This window comes from Paenibacillus oleatilyticus (assembly GCF_018998565.1).
In the GTDB taxonomy this organism is placed as follows: Bacteria; Bacillota; Bacilli; order Paenibacillales; family NBRC-103111; genus Paenibacillus_G; species Paenibacillus_G oleatilyticus.
This window is the reverse complement of record NZ_JAHNZO010000001.1, coordinates 607,553-627,201: the sequence shown is the minus strand read 5'-3', so window position 1 is coordinate 627,201 and position 19,649 is coordinate 607,553. Positions and strand designations below refer to the sequence as shown.

General features: G+C 53.1%; 6 protein-coding genes. 5 read left to right on the top strand and 1 reads right to left on the bottom strand.

The window, feature by feature from the left end:
• Window positions 1-3: 3 nt before the first annotated feature.
• Together KQX66_RS02730 and KQX66_RS02725 are read left to right on the top strand one after the other, a co-directional pair.
• A complete protein-coding gene (locus KQX66_RS02730; RefSeq protein ID WP_216789356.1) occupies window positions 4-12,900 on the top strand; it encodes a non-ribosomal peptide synthetase in 12,897 nt (4,298 codons plus the stop codon).
• A 20-nt stretch (window positions 12,901-12,920) separates the two neighbouring features.
• A complete protein-coding gene (locus tag KQX66_RS02725) occupies window positions 12,921-14,078 on the top strand; it encodes a cytochrome P450 (RefSeq protein WP_216789353.1) in 1,158 nt (385 codons plus the stop codon).
• A 364-nt stretch (window positions 14,079-14,442) separates the two neighbouring features.
• Here the strand turns inward: KQX66_RS02725 and KQX66_RS02720 are convergent, their stop codons facing one another.
• Window positions 14,443-15,366, bottom strand: coding sequence for a CapA family protein (locus KQX66_RS02720; RefSeq protein ID WP_308647058.1), 924 nt, complete (start codon window positions 15,364-15,366; stop codon window positions 14,443-14,445).
• A 386-nt stretch (window positions 15,367-15,752) separates the two neighbouring features.
• Between KQX66_RS02720 and KQX66_RS02715 the strand changes: the two genes are divergently transcribed.
• The 3 genes from KQX66_RS02715 (at window position 15,753) to KQX66_RS02705 (ending at window position 19,516) form a co-directional block, all read left to right on the top strand.
• Window positions 15,753-17,642, top strand: a complete 1,890-nt coding sequence (locus tag KQX66_RS02715; RefSeq protein ID WP_216789349.1) for a PAS domain S-box protein — start codon at window positions 15,753-15,755, stop codon at window positions 17,640-17,642.
• Window positions 17,643-17,788: 146 nt separating this feature from the next.
• Window positions 17,789-18,472 carry a response regulator transcription factor gene (locus KQX66_RS02710; RefSeq protein WP_284439768.1) on the top strand — a complete coding sequence of 228 codons (684 nt, stop codon included), beginning with the start codon at window positions 17,789-17,791 and terminating at the stop codon, window positions 18,470-18,472.
• 18 nt (window positions 18,473-18,490) lie between these two features.
• On the top strand, window positions 18,491-19,516 hold the full coding sequence (locus KQX66_RS02705) for a sensor histidine kinase (protein WP_308647056.1): 1,026 nt from the start codon (window positions 18,491-18,493) through the stop codon (window positions 19,514-19,516).
• Window positions 19,517-19,649 lie beyond the last annotated feature (133 nt).

Sequence of the window (19,649 nt, the reverse complement as noted above, 5' to 3'; positions counted from 1 at the left end):
ACGATGTCAGATATGCTCTCTCAACATATTTTGCTGGCAAGCGGTCAGTTCGATAAAGAAAAACAGTATTGGCTACAGCTGCTTCAACCTCACGATGCTGTATCGGGCTTCCCCAGGGAGGCGCCGACCGCCCAATCCGGCGAGAAAATCGGGCGCTATTCGCGTGAAATTCCGCTTCCCTTGATCGAGAAGATCGACAAGATTTCGAACAAGTCCAATATTGCGCGCTATATGATTTTATTATCGGGCGTTAAGTATTTGTTAGCGAAGTATACGGACGAAGCCACGGTGATCGTGGGGATGCCGACTTTCGCGCAGCAAAGAGAGCATGACGGATGGCTAAACCAATTCGTGCTGTTAAAAACAGACTACGATTCCTCACTCACGTTCAAACAGTGGCTGGGGCGCATGAAGGAAACCGTGTTGGCTGCCAACGAGCATCAAAACTTTCCTTTCGCGATCATAGCGGAGCATCTTCAATTGCCTAAGATGGCGGAGGGGCTGCCTGCCTGCACGACGATAGTCCGGTTGGATGCGATTCATGATGATGCCTATCAAGCTGCCGTCGGCTCGCTGGCGGCGTTTTCCTTTTTGACCGGGAATAGCTGTGAAAGGCTGACTCTGCAAATCGAGTACGACATTAGCCAGTATTCCGCTCGCATGATTGAGCAAATAGCGAAGCATTTTGAGGGATATCTGGAAAAAGTTCTTCATGAGCCGGACGCCGTGCTGGGCGACATCGAACTGTTGTCCGAAGCGGAGCGGGAGCACATTCTGGTTGGATTTAACGATACCGCTGCGGCTTATGACACGGAGAGCAGGACGTTTCATGAAATATTCGAAGAGCAAGCGGCAAGAACGCCCGATCAAACGGCGCTTGTCGTCGGGGAAGCGGAATGGACGTATGCCGCTTTGAATGCGCAGGCCAATCGCTTGGCTCGCGCGCTACGGGCCAAGGGCGTGCGGCGCGAGACGATCGTTGGCATTATGGCGCGCCGCTCCGCGGATACGATCATCGGGGCGCTGGCCGTCATGAAGGCGGGTGGGGCGTACCTGCCGATCGATCCTGCCTACCCGGCGGGGCGGATCGCGTACCTGCTGCGCGACAGCCAGGCTGCGCTGTTGTTAACCCAGCGCGAGCTGCAAGGGCAGATCGCGGAGCTGCTCACGGGCAGCCGGGCGGAGGAGTCCTCTGAAGGCGCAGGCTTCAGCGGAGAAGTGCTTTATTTTGAGGATGACGGTTTGGAGGCGGAGAGCTCCGCCCCTGTAGAGCTTCTCAGCGGGCCGGAGGATTTGGCCTACGTCATCTATACTTCGGGGACGACGGGCCAGCCCAAAGGCGTGATGATCGAGCACCGAAGCTTCGTCAACGTCGCCATGGCTTATCGGACGGTCTATCGATTGGATCAATTTCCGGTGAGACTGCTGCAAATGGCAAGCTTCTCTTTCGACGTGTTCTCAGGGGATATGGCGCGTACCTTCGCGAACGGCGGACAATGCGTCTTATGCCCGGAGGAAGTGCGGGCCGATATTCCCGGACTGGCGAGGCTGCTGCAAGAACGAGGCATCACGATCTTTGAATCGACGCCGGCGCTGATTACGCCGTTATTCGACTATGTGCAGGAGCAGGGCATCCCGCTGCCGGAGCTGAAGGTTGTGATTGTGAGCTCGGACAGTTGCTCCGTGGAGGAGTATGCCAAGCTGCAAACGCGGTTCGGCGCGGACATTCGGATTCTGAACGTGTATGGCGTGACCGAAGCGAGCATCGACACGAGCTACTACGAGGAGCCGCTGGACAAGCTGCCCGGCGCGGGGTATGTGCCGATCGGCAAGCCGATGCCGAATATGCGCATGTATGTGGTCAATGACCGCATGCAGCTGCAGCCGGTCGGCGTGCCGGGGGAACTGGTCATCGGCGGCGCCGGCGTAGCGCGGGGATATTACCGGAAGCCGGAGCTCAGCGCGGAGAAGTTCGTAGCGAATCCGTTCGTGCCGGGCGAGCGCTTGTACCGGACGGGCGACCTGGTCCGCTGGATGCCGGACGGCAATCTCGAATATTTGGGCCGGATCGATAACCAGGTACAGCTGCGCGGTTACCGCGTGGAGCTGGGCGAAGTGGAGTCGAGGCTGCTGCAGATTGCTTCCGTGCGGGAAGCGGCGGCTATCATCCGCGATGACGGGCAGGGAGAGCGGTATTTATGCGCGTACGTGGTGGCGGATGAAGACCTGGCCACCGCGGGGATGCGGGAAGATTTGGCGAAGACGCTACCTCATTTTATGATCCCGTCGTACTTTGTGCGGCTGGAGCGGATGCCGTTGACGCCGAACGGCAAAGTCGACAGAAAGGCGCTGCCTGCGCCGGACCGGGAAGAGGGCGACGTATCCTATGTAGCGCCTAGGAACGAACTGGAAGATAGGCTGGCCGCGATCTGGCAGGATGTCTTGCGCCTTGCGCGCGTGGGGGTCCGCGACAATTTCTTCGAGATCGGCGGGCACTCGCTCCGAGCCACGGCGCTAGTCTCCCGTATCCATCAGGAATTGAAGGTGAATGTGTCGCTACGGGAAATTTTCCAGTCGCCCACGGTAGAGGCGCTGGCCAAGGCGATTGCCATGCTGGGCGGCAATGAATACACCGCGATTCAACCGGCGGAGCAGGGCGAGATGTATCCCGTCTCCTCCGCGCAAAAAAGAATCTATTTGCTTCACCAGCTTGATTCCGCTCAAGCCGCTTATAACATGCCGAATGTGCTGCTGCTTGAAGGCAAGCTGGACCGGCAGCGGGTTGTCGGCGCATGTACCCGCTTGGTTGAACGCCATGCCTCTTTGCGCACCTCTTTTGAGTTCAGCGATGGAGAGTTGATGCAGCGCGTTCATGGCCATGTCGATTTCGAGGTGAACTTTGCCGAAGCGAAGGAAGAGGAGGTTCCTGCGTTCATCCGCCAGTTCATACGCCCCTTCGATCTGGCATCCGCGCCGCTGTATCGGGTCAGTGTCATCTGCCTCGGAGAGCAGCGTCATGTTTTGCTGACCGATATCCATCATATTGTGAGCGACGGCGTGTCTCTTCAAATTCTGGAGCAGGAATTCTACGAGCTTTACCGGGGAGCTTCGCTGCCGGAGCAGCGCCTGGCCTACAAAGATTATTCGGTATGGGAGCAAGGACAGGAAGGTTCGAAAGAACGGGAAGATCAGGAAGCCTACTGGCTGGAAGCCCTTTCCGGGGAGCTGGCCGTTCTGGAATTGCCGACGGATGAGCCGAGACCTGCGGTTCGCAGCTTCGAGGGCGAGCAGATCATTTGCCGGGCGGATGCCGGGCTGACAGAAGCGCTTCGTCGGCTGGCGCAGCAGACGGGGACGACGCTTTATATGGTTTTGCTTGCAGCTTTCAGCGCTTATTTATCACGTATAACGAATCAGGAAGAGATGATTGTCGGGACCGTATCGTCGGGCAGATCGCGCTCGGAGCTGTCGGATATCGTAGGTATGTTCGTGAATACGCTGGCCATTCGCAGCTGTCCGGAGGCGAGCAAAACTTTTGTTTCCTATTTGAGCGAAGTTAAACAAACCTTGCTATCGGCCTACGAGCATCAAGATTATCCGTTCGACGATTTGGTCAGAAAACTCGGCATTCAGCGCGATCCCAGCCGAACGGCGATTTTCGACGTCATGTTCACCATGGAGGAAGTACTTGATCCGAATGCGATGTCCGGCGAATTGAGCATTCGTACGTATCCTGCCACGCATCCGATTGCCCAGTTTGATCTAACCTTGACGGCGATGGAACTGGAGACGGATATTGCTTTCCGGCTGGAATATGCCAGCGCATTATTCCATTCGTCAACGGCAGAGCGTTGGGCCAAGCAGTTCATACGCTGGCTGGAATCCATCACCCAGGAAGCCGCTGCGCCAATAGGCCGCATCGAGCTGTTATCAGATAGCGACAAGCAACAATTACTGGTCGAATTTAACCGTACCCATCTGGATACGCCGCCAAACCACGCCACCATACACGGCCGGTTCGAGGAGCAAGCGGGGCGGCAGCCGGACCATCCCGCGGTCATTTGCGGGGAAGCTTCGCTTACTTTTGCGCAGTTAAACCAAAGAGCGAACCGGTTAGCCCGAATTTTACGGGATAAAGGTGTGACGAAGGACCGGATCGTCGGCATTATGGTCCGGCGATCCGTGGAAATGATTGTCGGATTACTCGGGATCTTAAAAGCCGGCGGCGCTTATTTGCCTATCGATCCTTCTTATCCCGACGACCGAATCAAGTATTTATTGAACGACAGCGGGGCCGAATGGCTTATTACGCAAACGGGCTTGCAGCCTAACGCGGATTTTTCGCTCGATACGATATACCTGGACGAGCTTGAAAAGGATCCTGTCGGGGCAGAAGACGGCGTAAACCTGGAACCGGCCGCCGCTCCGAATAATTTGGCCTATGTGATCTATACCTCAGGAACAACCGGCATGCCGAAAGGGGTTATGATTGAGCATCGCAGCGTTATGAACTACCTGACATGGCGAATGGGCGAGTACGGCTTCAATGCTTCCCATCGGATGGTTCAACTCTTTTCCTTTGCTTTCGACGGGTTTCTATCTTCCTTCTTTGCTCCGTTATTGGCAGGCTCCACTTCCATTCTGCTTCCGGACGAAGGGGCCAAAGATCCGCTTGTGATTCGCAAAGCGATTGTCGATCACGCCGTGACCCATTTCATGTGTGTGCCGAGCCTGTACGCAGCGCTAATAGAGTGTTTGAGCGCAGAAGACAGCCGTTCATTAAAAGTGATCACGTTGGGCGGGGAAGCCCTCCCGCAGCGCTTGGTCGATGAGCATAACGCGAAAAACGGGCATATTGAGTTAACCAATGAATACGGTCCGACGGAAAATAGCATCGGCGGCACGATCACGCGACATGTTCAGCAGGAGAGTCCGATTACAATAGGCCGTCCAATCGCTAACAATCGGGTGTATATCTTGAATGCCGATTATCGTTTATCGCCGATCGGGGTAGTCGGTGAACTGTGTATCGGTGGGGCCAGCCTGGCGAGAGGGTACAGAAATCAACCCGAGCTGACCGCTGCCAAATTTGTGGCGAATCCTCTTGTGACCGGCACGTTGATGTACAAAACAGGGGACTTGGCAAAATGGCTTCCTGACGGGCGGATCGAATATGTGGGACGCGCCGACGAGCAGGTCAAAATTCGCGGCTATCGCATCGAATTATCGGAAATCCAGTCTACCCTCTTGCGAATCGAAGGGGTCAAAGAAGCCGTTGTCACCGTATATACGGATGATAGTGCCGTAAGGCATCTTTGCGGCTATTTTACCGCGGACACGTCCGTGACCATGGATGATGTGAAAAGCTCGCTGGCCAGCTTGCTGCCCAATTACATGATTCCGTCCTTTTTGGTCAAGCTGGACCGGATTCCGCTGACCCCCAATGGCAAGGCGGACCGGAAAATGCTGCCGGTTCCTAACCATCCGTTGGAGGGCGACAGCAGGGTCGTAGCTCCCAGAACGCCGCTGGAAGAGGAGCTTGTCCGCCTTTGGGAAGAACTGCTGGAAGTTAAGCCTATCGGCATTCGGGATAACTTTTTCGAGCTGGGTGGACATTCGTTAAAAGCCATGATGCTTGTGGCGCGCATATACAAGCAATTGCAAGTGGAAGTCGCCTTGACCAGCGTATTCCAGGCGCCGACAATCGAGGCCTTGGCCCAGCTGCTGCAATCCAAGCGCCAGAGCGGCTTTGCGCCGATTGCTCCGGCTCCGCCAAGCGAACGGTACCCTGTATCTTCGGCACAAAGGCGGCTCTATATTTTGCGACAGCTGGAAGGGGCGGAAGAAAGCTATAACATGCCGGCTGCCTTCCTGGTTGAAAGCGCGCTGGACGTGCAGCGGCTGAATGACGCATGCGCCCGGTTGATGCACAGGCATGAATCGCTGCGCACTTCTTTTGAAATGGTGGACGGAGAGACCTTCCAGAGGATTCATCCGGCGGTTGATTTCCAAATCGAGCATGGCGCCGCCACGGAGGAAGAGGTCCCCTCCCTGCTCGCATCTTTTATCCGTCCCTTTGATCTGGATCGGGCTCCGCTATGGCGGGTGGCTTTGTATCAAGCCGCGGAGGATCGCTGCGTCCTGCTGATGGATATGCACCATATCATTTCGGACGGCGTTTCAGTGAACCTGATGATGGATGAGCTGTTCAGGCTTTACAACGGCGAAGAGATCCCGCCTTTGCCTTTGCAGTACAAAGATTACGCTTGCTGGCAGCAAGAAATGCTGCAATCGGAAGCGATGAAAAAGCAAGAAGCTTACTGGCTGGACTCGCTCTCGGGATCCCTGCCTGTGCTGAGCCTGCCGGCGGATTATCCGCGTCCGGCGATACAAAGTTTCACCGGCGGCGAAGTCGAATTCGCCACTGATCGCGAACTGACTGCCGCTTTATACCGAATCGGGCAGCAAACAGGCACAACCCTGTTCATGGTCCTGTTCGCGGCCTACAACGCCTTCGTGTCGCGCATGGCCGGTCAAGATGACATCATTACGGGCACGGTGATTTCCGGCCGCCCGACCGTCGATGTTGAAGGCATCGTCGGCATGTTCGTCAATACGCTGGCGGTTCGCACTTTCCCGGAGGGCGAGAAAACCTTTGCCGCCTATTTGCAGGAAGTGAAGATGACCCTGCTCTTATCGTATGAGAATCAGGATTATCCGTTCGAAGAGCTGGTGAAGCAGCGGGTGGCGCAGCGGGATATGAGCCGCAATCCTTTGTTTGACACGATGTTTACCTTATCCCATAAGCATGAGGGCGGGGATCACGGTGTGCGGATGCGCTCCCTTCCTTTCGAGCATGCCGTCACGCAGTTTGAACTGACTTTATCCGTAATAGAGGAAGAGGACATCTTATCCTTCAGCTTCGAATATGCCGCGGCACTGTTTAAACGGGAAACGATCGAGCGCTGGAAGGATTTGTTCAGCCAATGGCTGACATCGTTGGTCATGGATACGGATCTGCCAATCTCCGCGGTAGAACTATTGCCACCGCAAGAAAAGCATCGTCTATTGGTTGAATTTAACGATTCGGCTGCCGCCTATCCGGCGGAGAAGACCGCCCATCAGCTGTTCGAAGAGCAGGCGGAACGCACGCCGGATGCCATCGCTTTGAAGCAGGGCGCTGCTCGAATCAGTTATCGGGCGCTGAACGATAGAGCCAATCGGTTGGCCAGAACGCTGCGGCGTAAAGGCGTCCGGCCGGAAACCGTGGTCGCCGTCATGGAAGAACGGTCTGTCGACATGATTGTCGCCGTCCTGGCGGTGCTCAAGGCCGGAGGGGCATACGTCCCGATCGATCCCGACTACCCGCAAGATCGGATCGATTACATGCTTGCGGATAGTCAAGCATCGATTTTATTGACAAAAAGCCGGTTTTTGCAGGACAGGCAGTGGGACGGGATTGTGCTGGACCTTGCGGAAGAAGCTTCGTATGCGGAAGACGGCTCGAATTTGGCATCGGTGACGGACATGCATCATTTGGCTTACTTCATTTATACGTCCGGATCAACAGGCAGACCTAAGGGTGTTATGAATGAACACCGCAATCTTGCCGCTTATCTGTATACCTTTATTCAGCGGTTTCAGCTTGACCATCGGGATACGGTCCTGCATCTGCAGTCGGTTTCCTTTGACGGCGCTGTTGACGAAATGTACCTGGCGCTATTATGCGGAGGCACTGTCTATATCGCCAATAAGGAAGAGGGGCTGGATGCGGATTTGCTGGAGGCTGTCATTGAACAGGAAAACGTCACCGTCCTATTCTGCTCTTCGCTGCTTTTAAGCGAGCTGAATCAACGGTTGTCCCCCGGTCATCCTGTTCGGCTGTTCTATCCGGGCGGGGATGTCGTGAAGCCGTCTTATTACTCGAATTTGACGGACCGGCTCGTGTACAACATGTACGGACCGACGGAAGCAACGGTGACGACGACTTCTTTCAACTGCCTGGAGTCAAGCGGCCACAATGTTCCGATCGGAAAGCCCATGCCGAATAAACAGGTCTATATTTTGGGGCCTCAGGGGCAAATGCAGCCGATAGGCGTGCCTGGTGAGCTCTATGTCGCCGGCGTGGGATTAGCCAGAGGCTATTTGAATCAGCCTGAGCTCACAACGGCCAAATTCGTGGCTAACCCGTTTATCCCGGGCGAGAGGATGTACCGGACAGGCGATTTGGCGAGATGGCTGCCGGACGGTAATGTGGAATACTTGGGCAGAATGGACCAGCAGGTGAAAATTCGCGGGTACCGGGTAGAATTGGGCGAGATCGAAGCGCAGCTCCAGCTGCATGCAGGGGTCGGCGAAGCCGTCGTGCTTGCGGATCAAAGCCCAGACGGCGAAAAAATACTGGTCGCCTATATCGTCGCGGAAGAGCGGCAATCCGGCGCGTACTGGCGGCACTATTTGGCGCAGTCGCTGCCGTATTTTATGATCCCCAGCGCTATCATTCAGTTGGATGAGATGCCTTTGACGCCGAACGGCAAAATCGATAGAAACGCTCTGCTTGCCATTCGCATGCGCGAGGAAGCCGCCTATTCAGCGCCTTTGGATGCCATCGAAGTCAAGCTTGTCTCGATCTGGGAAGAAATACTGGGCAGAGACGGCATTGGCCGAATCGATCATTTCTTCGAGCTGGGCGGACACTCGCTCAAGGCGATGGCGGTCGTCAAGGCGATCTCTCGGCAGTTTCAGGTTGACATGCCGTTGTCTCAAATCTTCAAGCTGCCAGTTCTTCAGGATCAAGCGATGTTTATCAGAAATCATGAAGCTTCCGTATATACGCAGATCGACCGTATCGACGACAAAATGGACGTTTATCCGTTATCCTCCGCGCAAAAGAGGATGTACATGCTGCAGCAGATGCAGCCGGCGTCCATCGTCTACAATATGCCCGATGCGCTGCTGATCGAAGGGAATTTGGACATCAACCGACTGGAGCAGGCGCTTTGGAAGCTGATTCGCCGTCATGAATCACTTCGAACTTCCTTTGTACGGGTTGAAACGGAGGCTTTTCAGCGCATTGAAGACGAGGTGGTCTTCGCGTTAACCTATCGTGAGCCGGAGCATGCCCTTCATCACGACGCAGACATCGAAGCGGCTATGGCCGGTATGATGCAAACATTCGTGAAGCCTTTCGAGCTTGACAAGGCTCCGTTATTCCGTGCGGAGCTGGTACAAATCAATCCGAATCAACAGATTCTCCTGCTCGACATGCATCACATTATTGGCGATGGCCTGTCCAATGATATCCTGATGGAAGAATTAGGAATCCTTTATGCCAACGCGGATTTGCCGGAATTACGGCTTCACTACAAGGATTACGCCGTATGGCAGAATAGGCTGGCTGCGCAAGGCGAGCTGGCTAAACAGGAAGCCTACTGGCTGGGTCAATTTGTGGGCAGCCTGCCTGTTCTCCAACTGCCGACGGATCGTCCGCGTCCCAAGGTGTCGGATCACCGAGGGGACGTTATCCAGTTTCGGATCGACGTCGACGTAACGTCGGGGCTCCGCAGATTAGCGGCCGAGACGGGCGCAACGCTGAACATGGTTTTGCTGGCGGGCTACACCCTATTGCTGCATGCTTACACAGGACAAGAAGATATCGTGGTAGGAACGCCCGTTGCGGGGAGATTGCATGCGGATCTCGATAAAATCATCGGGATGTTCGTCAATACGCTGGCAATTCGCAGTCAGCCGACTAACCGGCATACGATTCTAAGCTTCATTCATGAGATGAAGACGATCACGCTAGAGGCATACGAGAACCAAAGCTATCCCTTTGAAGAACTCGTGAAAAAGACAGTGACGGTCCGCGAAGCCAATCGCAATCCGCTGTTCGACACCATGTTCACCCTGCAAAGCGCGGAGACGGACGTGCTGCCAAGCCTGCCTCTGCCCGTGCGGCCACTGGATGTCAATGTGAAAACGGTGAAAGTAGATTTGACCGTGACGGCGAAGGAAAGCCATGCGGACGGCATAGTCTTCGACATCGAATACGCCACGGCGCTATTCGAACGCAGCACTGTCCAGCGGATGGGCCGGCATTTGGCGCAGCTGTTAAGCGTCATGGCGAATCGGCCTGAAGAAACGATCTCCGCTATCACACTCATCGAAGAGGAGGAGAAGCGGCAGATCTGTGAAGTCTTCAATAACACGCAGACGGCTTATCCTAGGCATCAATCGCTGGCCTGCCTCTTTGAAGAGCAGGTGGAGAAAACCCCGGATCGAGTGGCAGTCGTATTCGGAGAGGAGCAGCTGACTTATCGGGAGCTTGACGCAAAGTCCAATCAAGTAGCCGGCGGATTATTGGAGCAAGGCATAAAGCCGGGAGGCATTCTGGCGATTCTGATGGACCGCTCGCTCGATATGGTCACGGCGATCCTGGCTGTTTTAAAAACAGGAAATGCCTACTTGCCAATCGATCCGGAATATCCGCAGGGGCGTATCCAATATATGCTTCAGGACAGCGGAGCGCGTGTCCTGTTGACCAGAGAGGCTGTGTTTGCACAAGCGGCGTCTGCCGCAGGCTCCTTGGCGGAGATCGTGCGGATGGACGCAATAATGCTGGGAGATCAAGAGGCCAGACCCGCCATTGCGCATGGAAAAGGCTCAGATCTCGCCTATGTGATGTATACCTCCGGCACGACCGGCAAACCAAAGGGCATCATGACGACGCACGCGAATGTGGCCCGAGTCGTGAAGGGAACGGACTACATTGAGATTGGAGAGGACGATGTCGTCGCTTCCTTGTCCAACTATGCTTTCGACGGGTTTACTTTCGACTTCTTTGGCGCCTTGCTGAACGGCGCCGCGCTTGTCGTCGTGCCGAAATCCGACATTCTCGATATCCATCGGCTCAGCCGAATCCTGATCGACCGGCGGGTGACGATTATGTTTGTCACAACCGCTTTATTCAATCTTCTTGTGGATACCCGATTGGACAGCTTGACACGGCTGAGAAAAATATTGTTTGGCGGGGAACGCGTATCGGTGAATCATGTGCGCAGCGCTCTGGCCGCTCTAGGACCTGACGTCATCGTTCACATGTATGGACCGACGGAGAGCACCGTCTATGCGACGTTCTATCCGGTAGACGACATTGCCGCCGACGCCGCGACGATCCCAATCGGCAAGCCGCTGAGCAATACGGAAGCCTATATTCTGGGGGCTGGCGGGCAACTGATGCCTATTGGCATCCCAGGGGAGCTTTGCCTGGCCGGGGACGGTTTGGCGCTAGGTTACCTGAACCTGCCGGAAATGACGGCGGAGAAATTCGTGCCGCATCCTTTGGAGCAAGGCCGCATGATCTATCGAACCGGCGATTTGGCGAGGTTCTTGCCCGACGGGAATATCGAGTTCATGGACCGCATCGATCAGCAGGTCAAAATCAGGGGTCATCGCATCGAATTAGGGGAAATCGAGAGCCGGATGCTGGAGCTTCAAGCTTTGAGAGAAGCAACGGTTCTCATCGTCGAGAAGGCGGGGGGAAAATCGCTTTGCGCTTATTACGTGACGGACTCGCCTATTTCGGCAGGCGAACTGCGGGAAGAGCTGGCCAAGCGCTTGCCGGAGTATATGATTCCCGCCTACTTTGTCCCGCTGACGACCATGCCGTTAACGCCAAACGGGAAAATCGACCGCCGGGCGCTGCCGGAGCCTACGTCGGCTCATGTCGCTCTCCGCGAACAAGAGCAGCCGCAGAACGCAATGGAAGAGACGCTTCTGGCGATCTGGAAGAAGATACTGGACAAAGACGAAATCGGGATTCACGACAATTTCTTTGAAATCGGCGGACATTCGCTGCTGGCCACGAGGCTTGCCTTCGATATATTTGATGCGCTTCAGGTGAATTTCCCATTAGTCGAAATCTTTAACCGCCCGACCGTCTGCAAATTGGCGGAATTCGTCAGCACGCTGCTTCCGGCGGCAGAAGAGAAAGGGCAGGACGAACAACTGCTGCTGTTGAAAGAAGGCGCGGCCAAGGACAAGCAACTCTTCTTCATTCATGCCGGGGACGGCGAAGCGGAGCCTTACGTGCCGTTCAGCGGGTATTTGTCCGATAGCTTCCAATGCTGGGCAATCAAAGTTGCGCCGCTGCAGCATCATGAGCCTGTCGCGTTATCCATGGAGGAGATCGCGGGATCGTATGTTGACAAAATCCGCAGCATCCAGCCTGACGGCTGTTACTATTTGGCGGGATGGAGCATCGGCGGGACGATTGCCTTCGAAATGGCCCGACTCTTGGAAGCACTGGGCTTTACGGTTGGATTTTTAGGGCTGATCGACTCCCCGTTCGTTCAGGGGGACGCTGGGGACATAGCGGAGGACAGCCCATTCGAACCGGCAGCGGAGATGGAGCTTTTAACGAATATGTTCGCCCCGTATCTCCATTCGCCGCTTGTCGTGGGATTATTGGAGCAAACCGCCGGTTCGGAGCAGGTATGGCATACGTTCCTGACCTTGGCGGAGCAAGAGCAGGCTGGCGAAGAACTCTTGGCGATGCTGCTGTCCAACAAAGAGCTCATTGCGAGTATGCCGGAGGTTGAGAACTGCAAAAGCTTGCCTGAGCTAATCAAGATTTATAACGTATGCCGTTCGTTAACTTATGCTCGCGATCATTATGCTGCTGCCAATCCGATTGCGGCAAGAATAGATTTCTTCCAGGCGTTGACGAGTCCGGTGGAAAATATGGGCATGAGGTGGCGCGCCCTCTCCAGTCAGCCGGTCAATATCCATGAGGTCGCGGGAGACCACTATTCCATGTTCCGCAAACCGCTGCTTCAAGGACTTGCCTCTGCATTTGACCGCGTGCTGACGGATACCGTCTTTGCTTTGAATCGGAAATAAGAAGAAACGAGGAGGGTCCTATGAATCAGCCGATCACATGGGACGGATTGAATCCGTTCCCTCTTTACCGGCAAATGCGCGCTGCCAATCCTGTCTACAAAGACACCAATCATGCCTGGAATGTGTTCCGGTATGAGGATGTCAAGCAAGTGCTGACCGATCATTCTACCTTCTCTTCCCAGGTTTCTTTTGAGGAGAGAAGCATCCTGTTTATGGACCCGCCGCGGCATCAGAAATACCGTTCCATGGCGAGCCAGCTGTTCACGCCCAAGATGGCCATGGGCATTGCTCCGCGCATTGTCGCAGTGGTGACAGAATTAATCGACGCTTTGAGGGGACGGGAAGAAACGGATCTGGTCCGCAGCTTCTCGATCCCGCTGCCGCTTCATATCCTAACGGACTGGTTGGGCATTCCCCCTGAAGATCGGCTTCCTTTTAAAAGGTGGTCTGAACTGGAAATAAAGTATAACTCGTTCACCGGGGGAATGGATGCGTATGAAGAGGAAAGCGAAGCGCTTCAAGACGAGATTTGCAGCTATTTCCAATGGATGATTGACAGCCGGCGGAGAGAACCCAAGGACGATTTGGTGAGCGCGTTGCTGTCTGTCAAAGGAGAGACAGGGGGCGGGTTTACCGACAAGGAACTGGTTGATTTTTGCTTCCTGCTTGTTATCGGGGGCATTGAAACGACAGCGCACCTTTTGACGAATACGGTGCTTACGCTGGACGAACACCCGGAGGTCATGCAGAGGATTTGGGAGGACCCGGAGACGGTATCCAAAGTGATTGATGAAGTTCTGCGGTATCGTTCGCCTGTTCAATCGACGTTCCGCATCGTCATGAAGGACATTGAAATCGGCGGTCATTTGATGCGCAGGGGAGACCCGGTCAACGTGTGGCTGGGAGCGGCGAATCGGGATGAGCGGGTGTTTGAAAACGCGGACATCTTCGATATCGATCGCAAAAACAATGCCAATCATCTGGCATTCTCGAACGGCATCCACTACTGTCTCGGCGTTCATTTGGCCAAATTGGAAGTGAAAATTGCCCTTACCGAATTGTTCGGACAAATGATCAAGCTAGCGCGAATACACGCGAAGGAACTAGTGCCGATTCACAGCACGGTGCTGCTTGCCCCGGAAAGCCTGCCGATTGCCTACAAATTCGCGGCAAAGTAAGAGCGAAAAAATCGAGACTACGGGCTCTATGTCGCGTTTAACATGATTCACGGTCGGATTCGCCGAATAACGCGAGTCGGGAAATTCAATTATTCTTTAACGGCAAGTAAAACGCGGCGCCATCGTGGAGACGATAGGACAGCGGCAAACGGAAAGAAGGATAGAGCTTCGGGAACCCCCTGAAAATCTATCCTTTTTTGCCGGAAATCCGGCTTTTATTTTAATTCCGGAGGCACATCTTACAGCGCTTGGCGTATTGGTAATCCGTTAATGTACGGCTGCCTTTCAGAAAAACAACCCGGGAAACGAAAGCGATACTGCTTTGTTCCCGGGCTTATATGTCATCATCGGCCAATGCCCGTCGCTATCTACCCGGCACAACCCGATAAACGTTTTTCTTCCCTATATTTTGCAAAATGCGGGTTGGCACACGTGACATTTTCAACACATCCGTTACCCCTTTTGCATTTTTCGTTAAGGTTAACCTCAAGATGGTTCCTCGCAACCTAGCGGTATGCCGGGGAAGTTCGGTCGATACGAAATTTCCCAGAGAAGACGCCGCTACCCGATTTCTAATAAGTCCGTCGATGTCCTTCATCTTAAACATTCTTATCGGATGCAGCACATGGGGATGTGCTCCCAGCACGACATTCACGCCATTCTTAAACAGCAGCCGCATGAGCCGGATTTGGTTGCGGTCGGGATAAGTTCGAAATTCTTTTCCGAAATGCAGGCAAGCGATGATAAAATCTGTTCTACTCTTCAAGCCGTGCACATCCGCTATTATTTTTTTCCGGTTTAGCCTGTTGACTAGCCACGGCTCCGGCACGGGGATCCCGTTCGTTCCTTTCGTATAAGCCAATATTCCGATTTTTATCCCCTTTACGTTAACAATCAGTTTCCGGCGGGCTTCCCGGGCGGATCGATACGTGCCCGTATGCCGCAGGCCGTATCGATCGAGGACGTTTAATGTCCGCTTCAATCCGGATCGTTTCCCGTCCATACAATGGTTATTGGCTGTGCCTAATACATCGAAGCCCACGTTCCGGAGCGTAGCAGCGAATTTGTCCGGGGAGCTGAACAACAGCTTTCCGGGCTCTCCGCGAAAATGGTTGCCGGAGAAGGTCGTCTCCAGATTGCCTATCGTTAAATCGGATTTCCGCAGATAGGGTTTCACTTTGGCAAAAATCGGAGCGAATCCGCCTTCCCGTGCGGCCGAGGCGATCATCTTCTTTTTCATCAACAAATCCCCGACTGCAGCGATTGTGATTTTCGTCAATCCACCCACTCCTTTCATTACACCTTATGCGAAAGAAAAGCGAAATGCTTGTAAGTTGGGCATCTATGATTTCGTCACTTGAGAGGATGCCGATTCTAAAGGCAGTCCGATAATAGTGATTCTCAGGTCTGTGACACCTATTCTGCCCTTTAGCGCAACAAAGCTGCCGTTCATCGCGGCAGCCGTGGATATCTTTCCAAAAACGAAGCAGTATGATAAATTGACCAATAGATGAGCGGAGCCATGCCTGTTTTCAACTATGGACGCGGTATAAATCTTGGAAAATTCGCCAACTTATATGTTTCAGTGGACCCAATAATGGGTAAATACCTTAGGAAGTGTGTCCTTTGAACGAAATAACGAAGTTATTTGTAGAATCTACGGAGGTAAGCCGCATGCATCGCGTGAATTTGAATCAAGTCACCTTCAATCAACAAGTGTTTGACCATGCTTCTTTTGGAATTTCCCTTGTTTCGCCAGATGGGCTTATTTTGACGGTCAATCCCGCAATGGAAAAGATGTTGGGATATTCCAAAGCGGAGTTTGACGGCAAGCGAATAGGCGACTTTACTCACCCCGATGAAGCGCAAACCGGCATTGACGATCTAAAGGCGTTATTGAGCAATGACGGTGAAGTACAGATTGAAGGCAGATACATCAAAAAAAATGGCGAGATCATGTGGGGACTGCTCTTCTTCAAGCTTTTTTGCGACGAGACGGACACTCCTATGTATTACATTACCCAAATGATTGATATCACGAAACAAAAAGAATCCGAGCGACAACTTCACGAGTCCGTCGAACGGTATACTTCGCTCAAAAAATACAACCATGATGCCGTCATTTCCTTCGGCCTCGACGGCCGCATTATTAATGCCAATACCATGGCCGAGAAGCTGACCGGGTACCGGATCGAAACGGAATTGATCGGTATGAAGCTTGCGAATCTGATTGGAAATGAAAATGTAAGCAAGATACTTGAGAAGTCACTTTACGATAATTCAATTGAGCATGACATCGGCAGGGTAGTTACCAAAGATGGCAATACCGTCGAAGTGCTTGCAAGTATAGCGCCGATTTTTGTAGGCGGGAATAATATCGGGTTTTACCTGATTTGCAAGGACATATCTGAACAGAAAAAATTGCTGCTTGCCAAGGAGGCGGCCGAGGCCACAAATAAAGCAAAAACCGAGTTTTTGGCCATGATGAGCCATGAAATCCGTACACCGATGAACGGGGTGGTCGGAATGACGGATATTCTGCTTGATATGACCGATTTAAGTGAGGAGCAGCGGAGCTGTGTAGAAATCATCCGCAAAAGCGGGGAGACCCTGCTCAGCATCATTAATGACATCCTTGATCTTTCCAAAATCGAAGCGGGGCGAATCGAACTTCAAGAGGAGATTTTCGATCTGCGAAAATGCATCAAAGACAGCTTTTCCGTCATTTCCGGCAGAGCTGAAATAAAGAACTTAAGCCTGACGTACACCCTCAATCACGATGTTCCCGACTATATTTATGGCGACCACGAGCGACTGAAACAGGTGCTGATCAACCTGTTGGGCAATGCTGTAAAATTTACACCAAGGGGCAGCATATCGGTAAAAGTGGAGCAACGAAAGGGAGATCCGAACAAGCTGGTCTTTACCGTTACAGATACAGGGACGGGCATTGATCCCGCGTGGCTTAACCACATATTTGAGCCGTTCGCGCAAATCGGCAGCTTTATGACCCGCAGACACGAAGGCACCGGCCTTGGTCTTGCGATCAGCCGCAGGCTGGTCGGTATGATGGGCGGAGAAATTCACGCCGTCAGTGACGGCACCAACGGATCGTCGTTTATTTTCACCATCAGGCTGAAGGAAGCGCCGGAACTTCCGGGCGAACAGGTTTTTGAGCCGATGCCAAATCATGCGATGAAGACGAGCATCTTGCTCGCTGAAGACAATCCGATCAATCAACTTGTGATGAGCAAAATGCTTGAAAAAATGGGGCATAAGGTTACCGTCGTCACCAACGGTAAAGAAGCGACCGAAGCCGCCGGCAAAGAGCATTTTGATGTCATTTTTATGGACCTGCATATGCCCATTCTGAACGGCCTGGAGGCAACACAAATCATAAAAAAGAGTCTCAAAGAGAAGAGCCCCCGAATCATTGCCGTCACGGCCAACGCCTTGAAGGGCGATCGGGAAAAATGCCTGGCGGCCGGAATGGACGAGTATATCAGCAAGCCGGTCAAGAGAGAGACCGTTATGAAGCTTCTGCGTCAGTTTGCCCTCATTTAATGGACGGTTGCCAATCCGGACGTGCCAATCCCGATTATGGCCATGGTAATTCCCGTATACAGGCAGGCTGCAACCAAACCTATGTGAGGCGTTTTATTAACGTCGCATATAGGTTTTAAATTATTTTAGAAAGGGAGTGTATTGGAATGGACATGAGCATTTTCATTGTAGAAGACGATACCTCCATCTTCGATTCACTGAAGGAAAGATTAGAGAAGTGGTCTTTTCGTGTCGCGGGGCCCGATCATTTCCATGATATTATGGGACCTTTTATAAAGGAGCAGCCTCATCTTGTCATCCTGGACGTTCAACTCCCAAAGTACGACGGCTTTCACTGGTGCCGGGAAATTCGAGCGGTATCGAAGGTGCCGATTCTTTTTATATCTTCGCGGGATCACCCGATGGATATGGTCATGGCCATGAACATGGGGGCGGATGACTACATCCAGAAGCCGTTCAACATGGAGGTGCTGTTTGCCAAAATCCAGGCCATCCCTCGCCGCACATACGCTTACGTGGAAGAAACGGCCGATATTATCGAATGGAACGGCGCACTGATCGATATGAAACGCGGCGTCATCCGCCTGGACGGCCAAGAGGTTGAATTGACGAAAAACGAATTTTTCATACTTGCCGTCCTCGTCAAGGCGAAGAACGAGATTATTACACGTCATGACCTCATACGAAAGCTATGGGAAGACGAGCAGTTCGTTAACGATAATACCCTGACTGCGAATATCACGCGATTACGCCAGAAGCTGGCCTTCCTCCAATTGGAAGACGCCATCGTAACGAAAAAAGGATTAGGCTACATGGCCATCACGTTATAGGGGAGGAACGCGAGAGGGGTGTTTATACGCTACGTTGGCAGTATGAAAAGTTGGATTCTGCTGTTTATGATGCTGCTTGGTTTTACAGACTTGCTTATTTGGCTGGATAAAGGCATCCATATACAAACTAGCTCCATCGTTTATTTGAATACCTTGTTTCTTCTTTCGTTTATCGGCTTCTTCCTGTGGCGTTATCGCAAAGAGACGAAATATGCGGCTGCGCTTGCCGCACTCCCCGAAGAGATGAATGACGATTGGATCGAAACCTTGCCGATGGCCGAAAATGTACGGGATGAGGTAACGAGTGAAGTATTGCGTGCCGCAGATCTCTTCTTTAGACGAAAACTGTCCGAATGTAAAAAGGCGCAGTTCATCGAAAATGAGTACACGGCCTCTTGGGTGCACGAAGTAAAAGCGCCTCTCACCGCCATGAAGCTGATCATCGATGCCAATCGCAGCGATCCGGCGATACGTAAAATCGAAGCGGAATGGTTACGGATCTATTTGCTTATCGATCGGCAGCTGTACATTACGCGTCTGCCATCCCTGCGGTCGGATTATGTTTTGGAAGCAGCCGCGATTCAGCGGCTTGCCGCGAAAGAAGTTCGCGATTTGGCCTCGTGGTGTGTGGAGAAGAACATAGCGGTCGACTTCGAAGGGGAGGATACGGAGGTCATCACCGACAGCAAATGGTGCCGGTTCATGATCCGGCAAGTATTGACTAACGCAGTGAAATACAGTCCGGATGGCGGAACGATCGTGATTTCGACTGAAATGACGGAGGCTGGCCATGTCATCCTCGCTATCAAGGACGAGGGGCCCGGAATTCCGGCGCACGACCTGCCCCGCATTTTTGACAAAGGATTTACAGGCGGAAACGGAAGACTTCAAAATGCGGCGACCGGCCTTGGATTGTATCTTGCGCAGACTGTTGCCGCCAAAATCGGGATTACCCTGGAGGCGCAATCCGGACCGGGTAAAGGAACCGTGATGCGTATGATTTTCACCGCGAAAAATGACTTCGAATCCATCCGAACCGGATGACCAATAGACGAACACACCTGGCAGTCGGGATATTCCTGACTGCTTATTTTATGGAAAATGGCAGCCCTATAGCGGAACATGACAATATTGTCACCTTGCCGTTCCCGTTTATCATCTAAAACGTGCGACAAAG